Annotated in this window: 15 protein-coding genes; 13 read left to right on the top strand and 2 right to left on the bottom strand. The window is 45.1% G+C overall.

Annotation, left to right across the window (positions count from 1 at the left end):
- Window positions 1–102, bottom strand: a 102-nt coding sequence (locus tag EQY_RS26975; RefSeq protein WP_231823776.1) for a hypothetical protein, incomplete at its 3' end; no start/stop codon positions are given.
- An 870-nt stretch (window positions 103–972) separates the two neighbouring features.
- On the opposite strand from EQY_RS26975, the gene EQY_RS0121165 reads away from it, so the two are divergent.
- Window positions 973–5,856: an invasin domain 3-containing protein gene (locus EQY_RS0121165; protein ID WP_000085954.1), complete on the top strand. Its 4,884-nt coding sequence runs from the start codon at window positions 973–975 to the stop codon at window positions 5,854–5,856.
- Between the two features lie 149 nt (window positions 5,857–6,005).
- On the opposite strand, the gene EQY_RS0121160 is transcribed toward EQY_RS0121165, so the two are convergent.
- On the bottom strand, window positions 6,006–6,863 hold the full coding sequence (locus EQY_RS0121160) for a helix-turn-helix domain-containing protein (RefSeq protein WP_024212694.1): 858 nt from the start codon (window positions 6,861–6,863) through the stop codon (window positions 6,006–6,008).
- 702 nt (window positions 6,864–7,565) lie between these two features.
- On the opposite strand from EQY_RS0121160, the gene EQY_RS0121155 reads away from it, so the two are divergent.
- The 12 genes from EQY_RS0121155 (at window position 7,566) to gspK (ending at window position 19,563) form a co-directional block, all read left to right on the top strand.
- A complete protein-coding gene (locus EQY_RS0121155; protein WP_237712283.1) occupies window positions 7,566–9,428 on the top strand; it encodes a metallophosphoesterase in 1,863 nt (620 codons plus the stop codon).
- Window positions 9,429–9,543: 115 nt separating this feature from the next.
- A complete protein-coding gene (locus tag EQY_RS0121150; RefSeq protein ID WP_038809178.1) occupies window positions 9,544–10,326 on the top strand; it encodes a prepilin peptidase in 783 nt (260 codons plus the stop codon).
- A 57-nt stretch (window positions 10,327–10,383) separates the two neighbouring features.
- Window positions 10,384–10,788, top strand: a complete 405-nt coding sequence (gene gspS2 / locus EQY_RS0121145; protein ID WP_038809177.1) for a type II secretion system pilot lipoprotein GspS-beta — start codon at window positions 10,384–10,386, stop codon at window positions 10,786–10,788.
- 117 nt (window positions 10,789–10,905) lie between these two features.
- Window positions 10,906–11,778 carry a type II secretion system protein GspC gene (gene gspC / locus EQY_RS0121140; protein WP_237712282.1) on the top strand — a complete coding sequence of 291 codons (873 nt, stop codon included), beginning with the start codon at window positions 10,906–10,908 and terminating at the stop codon, window positions 11,776–11,778.
- Window positions 11,779–11,891: 113 nt separating this feature from the next.
- Window positions 11,892–13,859 carry a type II secretion system secretin GspD gene (gene gspD / locus EQY_RS0121135; protein WP_000960769.1) on the top strand — a complete coding sequence of 656 codons (1,968 nt, stop codon included), beginning with the start codon at window positions 11,892–11,894 and terminating at the stop codon, window positions 13,857–13,859.
- A gap of 2 nt (window positions 13,860–13,861) precedes the next feature.
- Window positions 13,862–15,355: a type II secretion system ATPase GspE gene (gspE, locus tag EQY_RS0121130; protein ID WP_024212691.1), complete on the top strand. Its 1,494-nt coding sequence runs from the start codon at window positions 13,862–13,864 to the stop codon at window positions 15,353–15,355.
- Window positions 15,355–16,590, top strand: a complete 1,236-nt coding sequence (gene gspF, locus EQY_RS0121125; protein WP_001173471.1) for a type II secretion system inner membrane protein GspF — start codon at window positions 15,355–15,357, stop codon at window positions 16,588–16,590. Before gspE ends, gspF begins: the two co-directional genes overlap by 1 nt.
- Before the next feature lie 16 nt (window positions 16,591–16,606).
- Complete coding sequence (gene gspG / locus EQY_RS0121120; protein WP_000286808.1) at window positions 16,607–17,065, top strand: type II secretion system major pseudopilin GspG; 459 nt, start codon at window positions 16,607–16,609, stop codon at window positions 17,063–17,065.
- Window positions 17,066–17,620, top strand: a complete 555-nt coding sequence (gene gspH, locus EQY_RS0121115; protein WP_000946124.1) for a type II secretion system minor pseudopilin GspH — start codon at window positions 17,066–17,068, stop codon at window positions 17,618–17,620.
- A 5-nt stretch (window positions 17,621–17,625) separates the two neighbouring features.
- A complete protein-coding gene (gene gspI, locus EQY_RS0121110; RefSeq protein ID WP_000820082.1) occupies window positions 17,626–18,000 on the top strand; it encodes a type II secretion system minor pseudopilin GspI in 375 nt (124 codons plus the stop codon).
- Complete coding sequence (gene gspJ / locus EQY_RS0121105) at window positions 17,997–18,590, top strand: type II secretion system minor pseudopilin GspJ (RefSeq protein ID WP_000706930.1); 594 nt, start codon at window positions 17,997–17,999, stop codon at window positions 18,588–18,590. Before gspI ends, gspJ begins: the two co-directional genes overlap by 4 nt.
- 7 nt (window positions 18,591–18,597) lie before the next feature.
- Window positions 18,598–19,563, top strand: a complete 966-nt coding sequence (gspK, locus tag EQY_RS0121100) for a type II secretion system minor pseudopilin GspK (protein WP_024212690.1) — start codon at window positions 18,598–18,600, stop codon at window positions 19,561–19,563.
- The last annotated feature ends 35 nt before the right edge of the window (window positions 19,564–19,598 follow it).

Genomic DNA, 19,598 nt, shown 5'->3' with positions numbered 1-19,598 from the left:
CAGCGGAAAACGTTTAGATTCCGCGATAGTGGAAATAGATTTCGCACCAAAACGTGAATCGAGTAGTTCTGACCTTAAATCCGTTACTTGCTTCTTATCCATTTCAAACTCCTTAAAATGATCGGATCGCATTAAAAAAAGTAGGATTTATCGATAAAGTAAGCAAGCGTAATGGCTTGGGTTTTAAATAACAAAATCCTAACCGATTTTTGATTTTCGGAATAAGCGCAGTGTATTTTTCATAATTAATTACAATGAGATACAACAGTTTTCGATAAGGGGTTTTGAGTGATATTTTGTTATTTTTCTGTGATTTTACTACGCGCCATGATTATCACATAAAAATCAGCTCGTAAAATATCATCATTCGCTCGTCATTAATTTATGAAAGCGATGGATAAGATTGTCAAATAACAAAGGTTATTACTGAAATCTCTGCCAACCATGCTGGCGGGTGAGGTTTTTATTCCTTCAGCAATCGTCCAGTATAGATGTATGCAGATAATGACTATGCGAAAAATTAAGTAATGTCTATCGCGAGTGATTAAGATATTTCCTAATCGAAGAACACATGACTATAAATGAGGATTGGCATACCACCGAAGGCTTATTGACTTATTTTGACTGAAATGCCTTTCCGCTATAAAAGGCCAGTAACGATACCTAAACAATCCAATTCTAAATAACCAGGTAACCATAATTTAGTCAGCATCCAATAGAACTTGCCCCTTTATATTAGCTCTTGCACAAAAAGCTAAATTCATATTTACAAACAAAAATATAATCCCGGCCCTGTCACCAGACGAGTTATTGCAACCACTGAATATTCAGGGTGGCGATGCGCTTTCTTTCATAAAGGTATTTCCTTTTCTGCGGAAAAGGAAACCGGGAAATACCCGGTTTTTCTGACAAGCAAACATTTTATTTGCGTTTGCTTATGTTCGTTAATTCGTTCATCAGGAAATTATCTCAATGTCACGTTTTAAAAAAGCTAATAAACAACCACGCTTTCGTTATTCAGCCCTGGCTCACTGCGTGGCGTGGGCAAACATCTCTATTCAGGTTCTTTTTCCACTGGCTGTCACCTTTACGCCGACAATGACGGCGCGAGCGGCTCTGCCTCGTCTAAGTACGGAAAATACTGCGGTTGCGACTGACAATAATGCAGAAAAAAATATCGCGTCGTTTGCCGCGAATGCCGGTAAATTTTTAAGCAGTCAGCCGGATAGCGATGCGACACGCAATTTTGTTACCGGAATGGCCACAGCTAAGGCTACCCAGGAAATCCAGGAGTGGCTTGGAAAATATGGTACGGCGCGTGTCAAATTGAATGTCGATAAAGATTTCTCGCTGAAGGACTCTTCGCTGGAAATGCTTTATCCGATTTATGATACGCCTTCAGATATGCTGTTCACTCAGGGGGCAATACATCGTACCGACGATCGTACTCAGTCAAATATTGGTTTCGGCTGGCGTCATTTTTCAGGCAATGACTGGATGGCGGGGCTGAACACATTTATCGATCATGATTTATCCCGTAGTCATACCCGTATTGGCGTTGGTGCGGAATACTGGCGCGATTATCTGAAACTGAGTGCCAATGGTTATATTCGGGCTTCTGGCTGGAAAAAATCGCCGGATATTGAGGATTATCAAGAGCGTCCGGCTAATGGTTGGGATATCCGCGCAGAGGGATATTTACCGGCATGGCCGCAGCTTGGCGCAAGCCTGATGTATGAACAATATTATGGCGATGAGGTAGGGCTGTTTGGTAAAGATAAGCGCCAGAAAGACCCACATGCCATTTCTGCTGAGGTGAACTATACGCCAGTGCCTCTTCTGACACTGAGCGCAGAGCACAAGCAGGGCAAGAGCGGTCAGAATGACACTCGCTTTGGCCTAGAAGTTAACTACCGGTTTGGCGAGCCTCTGGAGAAACAACTCGATACGGATAGCATTCGCGAGCGTCGGGTACTCGCAGGCAGCCGTTATGATCTGGTTGAACGTAATAACAATATTGTTCTTGAGTATCGCAAAGCTGAGGTGATCCGTATTGCTCTGCCTGATCGTATTGAAGGTAAGGGCGGACAGACGGTTTCGCTTGGTCTTGTAGTCAGCAAAGCAACTCACGGTCTGAAAAATGTGCAATGGGAAGCGCCGTCCTTGCTGGCTGCAGGCGGTAAAATTACCGGTCAGGGTAACCAGTGGCAAGTGACGCTTCCGGCTTATCAGGCAGGCAAAGACAATTATTACGCAATTTCTGCGGTCGCATACGATAACAAAGGCAATGCCTCAAAACGCGTACAGACTGCAGTGGTTATCACCGGGGCAGGTATGAGCGCCGAGCGCACTACGTTAACGCTTGACGGTCAGAGCCGTATCCAAATGCTTGCTAACGGGAGTGCGCAAAAGCCGCTGGTTCTGTCTCTGCGAGACGCCGAAGGGCAGCCAATCACGGGTATGAAAGATCAGATCAAAACTGAACTGACGTTTAAACCTGCCGGAAACATCGTAACGCGGGGCATTAAGTCTGCTAAATCACAGGCGCAACCAACTCTGGGGGAGATCACCGAAACAGAAGCCGGGGTGTACCAGTCGGTCTTCACCACCGGTACGCAATCAGGTGAAGCAACCATTACGGTGAGCGTTGATGGCATGAGCAAAACCGTCACTGCTGAACTGCGTGCCACTATGATGGATGTGACAAAATCGACTCTGAGCGTGAATGAGCCGTCAGGTGACGTGGTTGCCAATGGTCAGCAATCCTACACGCTGACGCTTACTGCCGTGGATACCGATGGCAACCCTGTAACGGGAGAAGCCAGCCGCCTGCGATTTGTTCCACAGGACAGCAATGGCGTTACCATTGGCAGCATTTCGGAGATAAACCCAGGGGTTTACAGCGCCACGGTTTCTTCAACCCGCGCCGGAAACATTGTTGTGCGTGCTTTTAGCGAGCAGTATCAGTTGGGAACGTTACAACAAACGCTGAAGTTTGTCGCCGGACCGCTTGATACAGCGCATTCAACCATCACCCTGAACCCGGATAAACCGGTAGTTGGTGGCACGCTTACAGCTATCTGGGCAGCAAAAGATGCCTATGACAACCCGGTGACCGGTCTCACTCCAGATACACCGTCATTAACGGGGACTGCCGCTGCGGGTTCTTCCGTTTCAGGCTGGACGGATAATGGCGACGGGACGTGGACTGCGCAGATTTCTCTGGGTACTACGGCGGGTGAATTAATTGTTATGCCGAAGATCAACGGTCAGGATGCTGCAGCTAATGCGGCGAAAGTGACTGTGGTAGCTGATGCTTTATCTTCAGGCCAGTCGAAAGTATCCGTTGCAGCGGATCGCGTAAAAGCAGGGGAAAGCACGACTGTGACGCTTGTGGCAAAAGATGCGCATGGTAACGCAATCAGCGGTCTTTCCCTGTCGACAAGTCTGACGGGAGCTGCGTCTGAAGGGGCGAGCGTTTCCAGTTGGACTGAGAAAGGTGACGGTTCCTATGTTGCTACGCTGACCACCGGCGGAAAGACGGGTGATCTTCACATCATGCCGCTATTCAATGGCCAGCCAGCAGCCACCGACGCCGCGCAGTTGACTGTTGTCGCGGGGGATCAGGCAGTTTCTACTTCAACGCTGACAGTAAAAGATGCCAACCTTGCTATTGAAAGCACGACGGAACTGACTTTCTCCGCCAGAGACCAGTTTGGAAACGCGCTTACCGATATCGACACCGCTAAACTTGGCGCATCGCTTTCCGGTGACGCTGTGTCTGGTAGTTCAGTTACAGGCTGGAGCCATAAAGGCAACGGCGAATACACGGCTGTTCTGCGTTCGGGAACGCGGGCAGGCGCGCTGAACATTATGCCGCAGATCGATGGCAAAAACGCTACAGCACAGGCAACTCCGGTTAACGTTAAAGCGGGGACTATTGCGGTTGACCACTCGGAAATGACCGTATCAAAAACGTCGATTACCGCAGGCGAAAGCATCACGCTGACGCTGACTGTGAAGGATAAATTCGGCAACGCAATCACCGGTATTACACCGGAAACACCGCAATTTGGTGGTGATGCATACAACGTCAACCAGCAGCGCCCATCCGTCAGTCAGTGGACGGAGAAGGGCAATGGAACCTATACGGCGATGCTGACTGCTGGCGCAACGGGAGTTGGTGAGCTGACCATCATGCCGCGCGTTGATGGCGCTGATGCTCTGAAGCAGGCGGTTTCTGTCACCATCGCCGCCGGGGAGATGTCGTTAGTGAACTCCACGCTTGTTGCAGATAATGAAGCCCCGATGATCAAAACGACGACACAATTGACCTTCACGGCGAAGGATGCGAACGGTAACCCTGTAAGTGGTCTGAAACCTGATGCTCCAGAATTTAGTGGCGTAGCCAGCACAGGGACGGAACAACCTTCGGCAGGAACCTGGACGGAACAAAGCAATGGCACCTATGTTACGACGTTAACCACAGGCTCTGCAGCCGGTCAACTGGTTATCTGGCCTCGAGTGAATGGCAAAGATGCTGCTTCGAAACCACTACTGCTGAACGTTGTGGGTAACGCTTCTGAGGCTAACATTCACGATATTTCAGTGAATGTTGATAACCAACTGGCTGATGGACAGTCCGCCAACAAGGTTACCCTGACCGTAACAGATTCCTATGGTAACCCGTTGCAGGATCAAACGGTAACACTGACTCTGCCTGAGGGAGTGAGCAGCAAGACAGGGAATACGGTAACAACGAATGCTGCAGGTAAAGCCGATATTGAGCTGATGTCCACAGTTGCCGGGGAACACACAATCACAGTCTCGGTGAATAAAAATCAGAAGACTGCCACGGTGAAGTTCAAAGCGGATGCCAAAACCGGTCAGGCAAGCCTTCAGGTTGATACCGTCGATCAAAAAGCAGCAAACGGCAAAGATGCCTTTACGCTGACGGCAACTGTTGAGGATAAAAACGGCAACCCTGTTCCCGGAACTATGGTCGCCTTTAATCTGCCTCGGGGCGTCACACCGCTTAATGACGAGAGTACCTGGGTGAAGACCAGCGATGAAGGTAAAGCCGAGCTGCGAGTCGTTTCTGTGACTGCGGGAACGTATGCAATCACCGCAACGGCAGGAAATGACCAGATGTCGGATGCGCAGAGCATCACGTTTGTGGCTGACAAGGCTACGGCAACCATCTCGAGTATTGAGGTGATTGGCAACCGTGCACTGGCAGATGGTAAAGCCAAACAGACTTATAAAGTTACGGTTACTGATGCCAATAACAACCTTGTGCAAGGTAGTGAAGTGACGCTGACCGCCAGCCCGACAACATTAGATCTGGAGCCGAACGGGACTGCAACAACTAATGAGCAAGGGCAGGCTATATTCACCGCTTCTACCACTAAAGCGGCGATATATACGCTAACAGCGAAAGTGAATCGGACCGACGGTCAGGTATCGACGAAAACTGCCGAATCCAGATTCGTTGCGGATGATAAAAATGCAGTACTTGCTGCATCATCTGATGTAAAAGAACTGGTAGCAGACGGAGTGGCGACCGCAACGCTGGATGTTACTCTGATGTCGGCTGGCAACCCTGTTGGGGGAAATATGTGGGTCGACATTAAGGCTCCGGAAGGCGTGACGGAGAATGATTACCAGTTCTTGCCGTCGAAAGCTGACCATTTCGTGAACGGGAAAATCACGCGTAAATTCAGTACCACTAAGCCAGGGGAATATACATTTACATTCAACACTCTGACGTATGGCGGGTACGAAATACAGCCTGTGACTGTGACAATTAACGCTGTGAAAGCTGCTACTGAAGAGGGTGAGGAGGTCGTAAAATAATTGTCCCCGGAATGAAAAACTCGCTGTAATAAAGAATAATGGCGTTGACATTCTCAACGCCATTATTCCACTAAATACCTACCCTGATACTGATTAGACGGTAGCAGGGTAGGGTAATCCTTAATGTGAGAATGTGACACAGATACAAACTAAGCTGGGCGAACGGGGATGAAAATTTCGCAAACAACATAATTGCTATCCTTTTCTACGAAAGTTTTATCGTAGTAAAATCGCTCAATATCACTGCCGTTGACTCTGACTAACCCCCTGGCAGGCAGTTCTATCAGATAGAGATTCCGCACCCAGTTAGCGTAGTGCTCCCAATCTCCTTCATAGCGGAAAGATGCATAAAGTCCTCCAGCCGTTATCCATTCCTTTGTCATATCTGTATCCGTATGGTTACAGACTGTACCGGCGAAAGTTTCAACTGTGAGTAAATCTACCGATTTTGTTGATGGTGTATATGCTGAGACATAATAGATATCCATCTTCAAATTTTGAAGACACCGGGATAAATGATTACGACGCAGTTTTACTTCTTCATCTGGTGGCGTATTAGACAGTTCAATATCATATTTAAATGCATTGCCAAAAATACGTGTTTCAGGAAGATGGACTAATGAGCAATCGGTCTTTTGATGTTGACGCGTTAATAACGGGGGTAAAATATTTGTTAGATCCCAAAAATCACGGTGCCGATATTCTCTGGGAGAACATCCAAACAATTTTTTAAATTCACGACTGAATGACTGCTGTGAATCAAAATGCAAAGAGAGCGCAATATCAAGCATTGATTTGGCAGTAAGTCTGACAAGAATGGCTGCCCGACAAAGTCTTCGTTTGCGGATGTATGCGCCCAGGGGCATGTGCATGAAGTTTCTGAACAGGAGTTGAATATTGCGTCTGCTGTAGCCAGATTTCTGTGCGATATCTTCGATTGAGATAGGGTGATCGAGATTACACTCAATCCACTCCAGGAGCTGCTGTAAAATCTTCTGCCTGATCATAACATTCTCCATTTATCTTTAGTCACTTTGCACATTTTCCTGGCGACAATGGCTTTGAGTATATCAAAAACAGAAATGCCCGAGGCAAAACGATTGATAGTGCCTGTCGGGTAATGGGGAGGAAGCATGTACATTAAAGCTATGAGGTCAAATCGTAGCCTGTGTTTGTCTCCTGGCAGGCCTCAGTCAAGCGGACCGAGCTTGTGCATCGCTGGCAATCAGCTGCCCGTTCAAGATAAAGTTTTGGAAAATGCCACTATGTAGTTCTGGTCAACAATTAGTTGAGCAGAATCACGTTTGAATTCAGGGCTAAATTTTTTCTTTTCATTAGTGCACCAGTGTTGTTCTGAGGTGAGACCATCACCTCTGTTCAGATAGCCAATTTTAGTAAATCATCACATATTAATACTATGCGATAAATAAATAACAGACAAATACAATTCTCAATTCGACTTTGATACTCTCGTGTAAATTATAATTTACTTTGTTTCATATCTGTTATGGCCGTATGCAGATCACGGTATGGACGGTGGTATGCTTATTTGCTATATCAAAGCGATCAGGCCAAGAACAAAAAATGCAAGGTTAATTGTTAACCGCTAATACAATAAAGCAGATAATGTCAAATGGTGATATTGTAGATATAAATCTTTAAACGTTAGTAATCCCTTATCTCATTAAAATAGTTATTAAAGTGCAAAGATGATGATTAGACATTCTTTTATCGTGTTTCTTGCGATTTTTCCAAAAATTTTGATGGCGCATCCATTTAAACATGAAGGTTTGGTGATGAGTGTATTTGATAGCCAATTCTCTAATGGTTCTGCTATCATCTTTTCTCCCCCTCATAATGGAGATAATCAGAATTTTATATACTCAAATGGAAATATAAAAGTTGCCACTCAGACAAATTATTGTCTCAGTATCAATAGAGATAATGACGATAGCAAAGCTATACTCTGGGAATGTAATGGTGAGGATAACCAAAAGTTTACAATAAGTCAAAACACCATCAGACCTTATGATAAGCCAGATGAATGCCTGACGGTGAGACAAGATAACACTGTAACGTCTGAAGTTTGTGAGTCTTCATCTAATCAAACGTTTTATATTCCGAAGGTTTGCCTCTATAAAGATGTAAATTACAGAAATATTAGCGAGTGTTCAGATAATGACATATCCAATGTCAAAGAAAATGACACTTTATCTTCTATAAGCGTAGTCAATTCCACAGGGACTCTTTTCGAACATTTTAACTTTGAGGGGAATAAAATAAGTTTTCATGGCAACATTGGGTCATTATCAAGTTTAAATGACAAGGTGTCTAGTTTAAAAATATCCCCTTTACGTTCATTTTTAATAACATCTGATCCACAATTAGTATGTCAGGGCAATTGCAATAATATTTCTGCTGAGACCTCTAAAGGTAATATCAAAAAACAATATGAGATGTTTAATAGACATCATTCTGATGTCGACGCGGTGTTGATTAATGGTGATCTTACTGAATATGGTCATGGAAGTGAATGGAACGACTTTGAGAATATTATCAAAACATTGGGAATTCCTTATTATTTCGGATTGGGCAACCACGACATGTATAATAACTATAATGATTGTCATGAAAACAATTGTTTTATACGGAGTATAACAAAACTATTTCACCATATTAATGGTAAAGAAAATATAGCGAGCTTTGACGCACACTACTATTACGGGTATTTATTTCCTGATATTGTTGAGTCAATTAAAGGTTCTTTGTCATATTCTATTGATTTTGGGGATATTCTTGTTATTCAGCTCAATGATTTTGAATCGCGAAAAAATCCATTATCTTTAAACCAATACTCATCTGGTGGTTGGGGTAATGGGGCAATGCGTTATATAATTGAGAGATATCAGGATCCGGGGTACTCATGGCTTGAAAGTCAATTATATTCAGCTTACAAGAAAAAACAGATTGTGATCTTTAACCAGCATCGTGATGATGCAGATGCCGGCAATCTACAAAACCTCCTTGATAAATATAAGGTAAAACTACGATTTTCTGGTCATTATCACAATTCAGTTGGCGAGACTCGCAACGGTTTTATCCTTTCTGGTTCAAGCGCATTAGGTACCTACCTCAAAGCGGAAATCGACACAGTTAAACAAACTGCAAAAATATATAAGGGAGTAGATAATACAAATGAACCTGAACTAATAAGCACTGTTAATCTTGAGGATTCTCAAAGTATTACACCGCCGCAGGCACCTGCGCCATCCCCCATTTATGTACGTGTAAAGACATCCGGCGGATATGAGGCTTTTGTTTCTTTAATTTACAATACACAGGATGGTAAACAGGAGACGATCAATTCCGATAAACTACTTGCAGGTAATTCCTGGGAGTACTTTGTGCCTGCAGGCTCTACAATCGAATCTCTGGAAGTTAAAAATAATACAGGATTAGTCTGGGAGCCGCAGCGAAGAATATTCAAAGTAAACAATATAAGGAAAGATACTTGTTTTGCCACATGGGGGACTACATTGAATGCGGCATGGCAACAAGTTAGCTGTCGTTGAATAACTTCATCATTCAATGTTTTCTCTTGTCATCACAATTTATAATTATGGTTGTGGGGTCTATAAATATAGACCCCAGTCTTTAATGGCTTATAATTTAACATAAGGACTTTTTTTGGCGCTTTACTTTATTTTATTCTTTATTGGACTTATCACTGGTAGTTTTCTGAATGTCGTAATTTGGCGTTATCCAATCATGTGCAAACAGCAACTGGCAGAATTTCAGGGAGATATTGATAGCTCACAACCCAAAATTAGCCTTGTCCGACCTCGCTCACACTGCCCATATTGTCGTCAGACTCTGCGGGTTTACGATATTATTCCTTTATTCTCATGGTTGATACTAAAGGGATATTGCCGTAACTGCCATGAGAAAATTGGTTTGCGCTATCCGTTGACCGAATTATTAACCGCTTTCTCCTTTTTACTTGCGTGGTTTGTCTGGCCAGCCAATATCTGGAGTGTAGCGGTAATGATTTTATCTGCTTTGCTGATCGCTGCGAGTTTCATCGACATTGAGCATCAATGGTTACCCGACGTATTTACTCAGGGCATATTGTGGACAGGCCTGATTGTCGCATGGACACAGCAAAGTCCGTTGTCATTACATGAAGCAGTTACTGGCGTGCTTGCGGGATTCGCCTCCTTTTATTCCCTAAGATGGGGGGCTGGAATCGTTCTACGGAAAGAGTCGCTGGGTATGGGGGATGTATTATTGTTTGCCGGGTTAGGTGGTTGGGTAGGGGCATCATCATTGCCCTATGTGGCACTGATTGCTTCACTCAGTGGCTTAGTGTATGCCGTCATTATGAGAAACCAATCAGGCCTGTTGCCCTTTGGACCCTGTCTCAGTTTAGGCGGTTTAGCGACTCTCTATGTCCAGAGAATGTGTCAGTGACAACGTTCATCTCTTGACGGCAGTCTCGTTTCATAATGAATCAGTGAGTCTGAAAACATGTCAGTAAAAGAAGTATTACATAAAAGATTAACATACTTACTTTTTAGTGTCGTTTGCATTTTGTTAACAGGATGTTCAGGTCATAATCAAAATGCCAGTTCATTGGCTAAAGAATTGGCGTGGAATATTAGTCAGAGTCTGCCAGTTCAATCCGCTGGTTATACATTAGCGTTTGCCCGTAGTAGTGGGTCGACAGTAACAATGACCGTTATCAGCGAAGCAGGGACACAACCTATTTTAACGCCTGAAAAGTTTTTGTGGAATTTTCAACAACAAATGTGTGCTGATCCTTCAGTGGTAAATATGATTTCCAGGGGTATTCTTTATGAGATTATGATCAATGATATATCCTCAGGTTCTTCCTATCAGAGTAAGTTGAATCGTACAACCTGCAGAATATGATAATTATCATATCAAAGAGTTTGAGCCTGCACGAATGAAATACTGTAATATTATACGCAACCTTATTGAATATATTAATAAAATAATCAAAGCGCAGACTATGTATAACATTCCCATATGAACAGAAATTTTTTTCTGAATATTGTTCGCTATATGCTTTGGATACTTCTTTTTAGCCTTTATTTAAAGATGTCGCTATCACTTTGGCGTTATATCACTTTACCTACAGAATACACGAAGGTTTCCAATTCGGTTACCGAAAAAAAAAGGATGGATTCGGTAATGGTTAACACCGAATCTTTAAAGCTTATCCAACAGCAAAATTGGTTTGGTAAATATCAACCGACAACAGCATTCGTACATCAACCTCAATCTGCTTCTGTAACAAAAACCTCTCTCAATGTGAAGTTACGCGGTATCGCTTTGGGTGCCAGACCTGGTGCTGTTATTGAAGATGGGGCTAAACAGCAGGTTCTTTTACTGGGTGAGTCGCTGACAAACAATAAAGCTGTTATTACAGGTATCTATCCAGATCATGTGATGATAAGCCATCAGGGAAAAATTGAGTGTCTACGTCTGGTCGATGAGAGTTACTCCACCGATCAAAGTAAAACTGAAAACGACGACGTCCATAAAGTACAAACTCTGCCTGTTACAGAGTCAACTTTTCCCCGTAAGACTAATGTGCTCCCAATGACCGTGCGTGAAATGTTGGCAAAAGATCCGCAGGAAGTTTTTAACTTTATTCAGTTTACTCCCGTGCGTAAAGCGGGCGTTGTTGGTTATACAGTTAAGCCGGGCGTTGACCGTGCTCTTTTTGATGCCAGCGGTTTCAAAGAGGGAGATATAGCGGTTGCTTTAAATCAGCAGGATTTAAAAACACCAGATGCCTTAAATAAACTGAGACAGCAAGTCTATTCCATGACATCCATGCAAATTACGATTTTAAGAAATGGGGCGTATGAAAATATTTCGATTAGCCTACACTAATAATATTTTTATTTAATCCCGGAGATTTATTCATCGTGTTTTTATGTGATATTACATCACTTGCCTGGCGTAAAAAAAAGAAAGTTGTTTGCAATTCAAGAATACATCTGCTGATGCTGGTAATGATATTGTTCAGTTCAGTGGTCTGTGCAAATGAAACAACCTTCACTGCTAATTTCAAAGATACGGATCTCAAATCGTTCGTTGAAACCGTTGGAGCCAATCTTAATAAAACCATCGTGATGGGGCCTGGTGTTGAAGGGCGAGTGAGTATACGAACCATGACTCCACTGAATGAACACCAGTACTACCAACTCTTTCTTAACCTGCTTGAAGCTCAAGGATATGCCGTCGTTCCTATGGAAAACAATGTGCTGAAAGTCGTCAAATCCGTTGTCGCAAAAGGTGAACCACTGCCACTCATTGATGAAGGCGGTAGAGATTACAGCGGTGATGAAATGGTTACCAGAGTAGTACCTGTACATAATGTTTCTGTTCGTGAATTAGCCCCTGTTTTGCAACAAATGCTTGATAGTGCTGGTTCTGGCAACATCGTCAATTACGAACCATCTAATGTCATTATGCTGACCGGACGTGCATCGGTTGTGAAACGTTTGACTGCGGTGATTCAAAGAGTAGATCACGCGGGAAATCGAACCGAAGAGGTTATCCCCCTTACAAATGCATCAGCGTCTGAAATTGCCAGAGTGCTTGAAAGTCTGTACAGAAATAGTGGAGAGCACCAGTCTGCAGCATCTAAAACGCAGATTGTCGCTGATGAACGCACTAACAGCGTAGTGATTAGTGGCGATGTTGGCGCACGTGACAAAATGCGCAGACTGGATTCAGAAATGGAGCGCAGCGGCAATAGTCAGGTGTTCTATCTCAAATATAGCAAAGCGGAAGATTTAGTTGATGTCCTGAAACAGGTCAGCGGCACGTTGACTGCCGCTAAAGAAGAAGCCGAAGGGACAACTACCAGTGAACGCGAGATTGTCTCTATTGCAGCCAGTAAACACAGCAATGCACTGATAGTCACTGCGCCGCAAGATATTATGCAGTCTTTACAGAAGGTTATTGAACAACTTGATGTTCGTCGTGCTCAGGTACATGTTGAGGCGTTAATTGTTGAAGTTGCTGAGGGAAGCAATATCAATTTTGGCGTCCAGTGGGCGTCGAAGGATGCGGGATTAATGCAATTTGCCAATGGGACACAAATTCCTATTGGTACGTTAGGGGCAGCAATTGCCCAAGCGAAGCCCCAGAAAGGATCAACCGTCATTAGTGAAAATGGTGCGACAACCATTAATCCTGATGTTGAAGGAGATCTTTCCACACTTTCCCAATTGCTTTCTGGTTTTAGCGGCACTGCGGTTGGCGTGGTAAAGGGTGACTGGATGGCACTCATGCAGGCAATAAAAAATGATTCCAGCACAAATGTACTCTCCACGCCAAGCATTACTACCCTGGATAACCAGGAAGCCTTCTTCATGGTGGGACAGGATGTTCCTGTATTAACAGGGTCCACTGTGGGGTCAGATAACAGCAATCCTTTCAATACAGTAGAAAGGAAAAAAGTGGGGATCATGCTGAAGGTGACACCACAGATCAACGAAGGTAATGCAGTCCAGATGCTCATTGAGCAGGAAGTTTCGAAAGTGGAAGGACAGACCAGTCTGGATGTTGTGTTTGGTGAGCGTAAACTAAAAACCACCGTTCTCGCCAATGATGGTGAATTAATAGTTCTTGGTGGATTAATTGACGAACAAGCGGGGGAGAGCGTGGCAAAAATTCCTCTTCTGGGCGATATCCCATTGATTGGTCATCTGTTTAAGTCCACCGCAGATAAAAAAGAAAAACGCAATCTGATGGTGTTTATTCGCCCGACAATTCTACGTGACGGTATGGCAGCAGACGGTGTTTCACAGCGTAAATATAATTATATGCGCGCTGAACAGATCTATCGGGATGAGGAAGGAATAAGTCTGATGCCGGAAACCACTCAGCCGATACTCCCTGCCCAGAATATGTCATTACCAGCAGAAGTACGCGCGTTTCAAAATGCCGGGAGGTCGGGTTAAAAGTGGCAGTGCCAGAGGAAACGGCCGCAGGTACCGTCCGATTACCCTATAGTTTTAGTCGTCGGTTTAACCTGATAGCCTGGTGTGAATCATCGCTGGAGATCTTGCATGTCTATCCACTGTCAGTTTCCGTCTTGCAGGAACTACAGCGTCGATTGAGCGTCCCATTCACACTAAGGACAATTGGTGAGGCAGAATTTGAACAGCGTCTTAATGCATTATGGCAGCGGGACTCTTCTGAGGCTCGCCAACTTATGGAAGATATCAGTTCTGCCGGGAATTTCTTTACCCTCGCAGAGGAACTACCTGAAACCGAAGATCTTCTGGAAAGTAACGACGATGCCCCCATCATCAAATTAATCAACGCAATGTTGGCAGAGGCAATTAAAGTGGGAGCCTCCGATATACATATTGAGACGTTTGAAAAGAGTCTGGTAATCCGTTTTCGTGTTGATGGAACGCTACATGAAATGTTGCGTCCCGAACGAAAATTGGCCTCATTGCTGGTATCGCGTATTAAAGTGATGGCTCGCCTGGATATTGCCGAAAAACGTATTCCACAGGATGGGCGAATCGCGTTGCTACTGGGCGGTCGGGCGATTGATGTACGTGTATCCACAATGCCATCAGCCTGGGGAGAACGGGCGGTGCTTCGTCTGCTGGATAAAAGCCAGGCCTGCCTCTCTCTTGAGTATCTCGGACTGAACCACACTCTAACCGCGCAACTGCGGCAACTTTTACACCGCCCCCATGGCATATTTCTGGTCACTGGGCCAACAGGTTCCGGCAAAAGCACTACGCTCTATGCAGGTTTACAGGAGTTGAACAACCACACGCGCAACATCCTTACAGTTGAAGATCCTGTTGAGTATATGATTGAAGGAATAGGCCAGACGCAAGTTAATAACCGCGTTGGGATGACCTTCGCCCGTGGCCTGCGGGCGATTTTACGCCAGGACCCTGATGTCGTGATGGTTGGCGAAATTCGAGACACCGAAACGGCGGAAATTGCTGTTCAGGCTTCTCTAACAGGGCACCTGGTCCTTTCCACCCTACATACCAACACTGCCATTGGAGCCATAACCCGTCTGCAAGATATGGGGATTGAACCATTTTTACTTTCATCCAGTTTGATAGGAATGATGGCGCAACGTCTGGTTCGCACCCTATGTCCAGATTGCCGTCAGGCTGTTCAGGCTAACGATGAAGAAAAACGTCTTATGGGGCTTACCGAGGCACGTGATGTCATCCTGTACCACCCGGTGGGGTGTTCTGCATGTAATCACAAAGGATACAGAGGGCGAACAGCTATTCATGAATTAATTCTTGTTGACGCAACGCTACGTAATTTGATTCATCGTAAGGCAGGTGAAAGGGAGATGGAGCGTTATATTCGGCAGTACTCCGCCGGGATCCGGACAAATGGTATCGAAAAAGTCCTTTCTGGTGAAACGACGCTCAGGGAAGTTCTACGCGTTACTCAGGAGGAGCAGTAATGGCACTATTCTACTATCAGGCACTACAGCATAATGGTCACAAAGCGAAAGGTCTGATTGAAGCGGACTCTGCACGTCACGCACGCCAGTTGTTACGAGGAAAAGGTCTGATTCCTGTACGTGTTGAAGTACGATTGCATGATTTTACTGGCAAGAACTTACGTGGGATGTTACAGCACCAGTGGCATTCACGCCGACGTGTTGCATCTGCCGAACTTGCCCTTTTCACACGCCAGCTTGCAACATTAGTTCAGTCCGCAATGCCGCTGGAAACCTGCTTACAGGCGGTCAGTGAGCAAAGTGAAAAACTGCACGTGAAAAGCCTGGGAATGGCATTGCGCAGCCGGATTCAGGAAGGTTATACCCTGTCGGACAGCCTGCGCGAACATCCCCGCGTCTTTGATTCTCTGTTTTGTTCGATGGTGGCTGCCGGAGAAAAATCCGGGCATCTCGGCGTGGTGCTCAATCGACTGGCGGATTACACGGAACAGCGCCAGCGCCTGAAATCCCGCTTACAACAGGCAATGCTCTACCCGATAGTACTGCTGGTTGTCGCTATTAGTGTGGTTTCTATTTTGCTGACGGCAGTGGTCCCCAAAATTATTGAGCAGTTTGATTATCTGGGACACGATTTACCTGCTTCTACCCGAATGCTTATCTCTCTGAGCAATGCGTTACTGTCAGGTGGCCTTTACTGGCTGGCCGGATTTCTGCTTCTGTCTTTTTTCATCCAGCGGTTATTAAAAAAAGCCAACTTTCGCCTGTGCTGGGATAAGACACTTTTACGCCTGCCGGTGGCAGGGCGGGTTGCAAAGGGGCTTTACACTGCTCGTTTCTCTCGTACGTTGAGTATTCTCACGGCCAGTAATGTCCCACTGCTGGAAGGGGTACAAACTGCAGCTGCTGTGTCGGTTAATTGCTATGTCGAACAACAATTGCTGAAAGCCGCAAGCCGCATACGTGAAGGCAGCAGTCTACGTGCCGCGCTTGCGGAACAAGGTCTGTTCCCACCAATGATGCTATATATGATTGCATCAGGAGAACAAAGCGGCCAACTGGAAAAAATGCTTGATCAGGCTGCAATAAACCAGGAACGAGAATTTGACTCCCTGGTGGGGATAGCGTTAGGGCTGTTTGAACCGGCCCTGGTGATGTTGATGGCCGGTGTAGTGCTATTTATCGTTGTCGCAGTCCTTGAGCCTATGCTGCAGCTTAACAATATGATTGGAATATAATTTACGGAGCTATCAAATGTATTCATTTCCTCGCCATCATAAACACCGGGCTGGATTTACCTTGTTAGAGGTGATGGTAGTCATTGTTATTCTGGGTATTTTGGCCAGTCTGGTCGTGCCAAACTTGCTGGGAAATAAAGAGAAAGCCGATCGACAAAAAGCGGTGAGTGATATCGTGTCGCTGGAAAATGCATTGGATATGTACCGACTGGACAATGGACGATACCCGACGACAGAACAAGGTCTGGAAGCATTACTTCAGAAACCAGTAAATACGTCCAGTAGTAGCGATTACTCGTCCAGAGGGTACATCAAACGCCTGCCGAAAGATCCCTGGGGCAATGATTATCAATATCTGAGCCCTGGGGAAAGAGGTGTCTTTGATCTTTACACGTTAGGCGCGGATGGCCAGGAAAATGGCGAAGGAGCTGCGACTGACATTGGCAACTGGAACTTGCGGGAATTTCAGCGATAAATGCTCAGACGCGGATTCACCATTGTAGAAATCATGCTGGTGCTTTTCCTTATCGGACTTGTTAGTGCAGGCGTGGTGCAGACCTTTGTTTTCCCCTCCATATCTCCAGCAAAAAAAGCGGCACAGAATTTTATGACCCTCTTTTCACATCTTAAAGACAGGGCTCTGATCGAGGGACGAATGATGGGGGTATTAATCACGCCTTCAGGCTATCAGTTTATGCAATATCACTCAGGTCAATGGGAGCCTGTGACTGCAACGCGTTTAGCTGCTCAGTCCTCTGTGCCGAAACAGGTGCATATGATATTGCTGCCAGTGAGCAGTATCTGGCAGAAGGAAGATATTCTGGAACTAGAACACCATCGTCTGACTCTGAATGATATTGAGCTGGAGTTAAAAAAAGAGGAAAAAAGGAAAACGCCACAAATTCGTTACACACCATTTGAACCGGCTATGCCATTCGCGCTTCAGTTTAATTCCCCAGAAAAGCATACGTGCTGGGCGGTCAACATGACGTCTGATGGTGAGTTATCTCTTGATAATTGTGATGAGTAGGGACGATGAAGCGCGGATTTACACTGCTGGAGGTAATGATTGCCCTGTCTATTTTTGCTCTTGCTTCCATAGCGATCTTACAAATCACCTGTAGCGTGTTGAATTATCAGAATAAAATTGAAGAAAAAACGGTGGCGGGTTGGGTAGTTGAGAACCATATGACCTTGCTTTATTTAATGGATCCTGCACAACGCGCGACGGATCAGCATGGTGAGGAAGAAATGGCCGGGATTCTCTGGTACTGGCGAACCGTGCCCTTAAAAGCAGACAACACCTTGATAAAAGCAGTGGATATTGACGTTAGTCGCCAGAAAGACTTTTCCAGTGTAGTTAATTCTGGACGCGCATGGTTTAGTGCAGATGAAGGAGCACTACCTTGAAGATTGTTCGCTCTGGTTTTACGTTAGCTGAAGTGCTGATTGCTATTGCTATTTTTGCCTCACTGGTCTTAATGGCGCAGCAGGTAGCTAACGGCCTCTCAAATGTCAACGTCGTTGTCACCGAACATGATCATAAACTAAAAGCACTTCAACAAACGATGAGTTTTATGAGTCATGATTTGACACAAATTGTGCCACGCCAGATGAGAAGGGAAAACGGTCAGTGGGAATCGTCATTTCTGGCTGGCGAAGGTGTACTGGCCTCAGAAAGCTGGGGAATACGCTTTGTCCGCAGTGGGATAATCAATCCGGGAATGCAGCTACCACGTAGTAATTTACTCACTGTCGGGTATCGTATCCGCAGCGGTTATCTCGAACGCTTATCCTGGCCATTGATTAATGTAAACCCTGTCGTACAAAAATTGATTAAGGCCGATACATTCAGCCTGTTTTTTTATGATGGCTCAGTCTGGCAGACGAGTTGGCAGTCATCACAGGAGTTACCCTTTGCTATGCGAATAATACTGCATACGCAAAAATGGGGCATGATAGAACGCGTTTGGTTACTTCATGGGCCACAAATTAAATAACGATATAATGATACGAACACCGCCAAAACGAGGTATTGCACTTGTCGTAGTGCTGGTGTTACTGGCAACAATGATGCTGATGGTTACCAGCCTCTCGACCATGATGTGGCAGCAACAGGAAAGAGCACATATTCAGCAAGATTATCAGCAGGCAATGAGTTACAGCGCCAGTGTTGAAAGCCTGGCGCTGAGTATATTAAGTCGGAGTCTGAAAAAAGAAACGCGTGTACATTTGGGGCAGGAATGGGCCTCAGGCCCTCGTCTTTTTCATTTACCGCAGGGGAAAGTGGTCATTACCCTGCAAGATGCTCAGGCCTGCTTTAATCTGAATATTTTCTCCAGGTCGGCAACAACTTCACACTTCCTTGCTGTTCAACAACTCATCGCTCTGCTTTTACGTCTGGAAGTTCCAATCAACCGAGCTGAAAAGATTGCTGAAAACCTGCGGGAGTTTATTGGTACAGATACTCGGCAGGGGCGAGAGGACAGAGAATACGGGGCTCAAACAGAGCCTTTCTATACGGCAAATCAGCCACTGGCGGACATCAGTGAGATGCGAATTGTTAAGGGAATGGATGCAGATATTTATCGCAAAATGAAACCGCTGGTCTGTGTACTGCCGATGAACATGCAGCAGATCAATATCAATACATTAGATATCTCACAAGGTATCCTTTTGGAAGCATTATTCGATCCGTGGTTAACATCCGTTCAAGCCAGCGTATTACTACAACAACGTCCCGCAGAAGGATGGAAAGATGTCGATCAGTTTCTTTCTAATCCGATACTAACTCGTGTCGATGAGTATACAAAAAGAAAAGTAAAAGACGTACTGGTCGTACAGAGTAATTACTTTTGGTTGCGCTCAGATATTACTGTGAATGAGACAGAACTGACAATGAATTCTTTGATTGCCCGCCAGGGACCTCAATATTTCTCGGTTCAGCGACATCATACAGGGGACAGTGAGTGAGAGCTATTCTGAACCGCCCCGGGAATCCTGGAGAC

This window comes from Escherichia sp. TW14182 (genome assembly GCF_000208525.1).
In the GTDB taxonomy this organism is placed as follows: Bacteria; Pseudomonadota; Gammaproteobacteria; order Enterobacterales; family Enterobacteriaceae; genus Escherichia; species Escherichia ruysiae.
The sequence above is the reverse complement of the archived record's forward strand: the minus strand, read 5'-3'. Positions and strand labels throughout refer to the sequence as shown.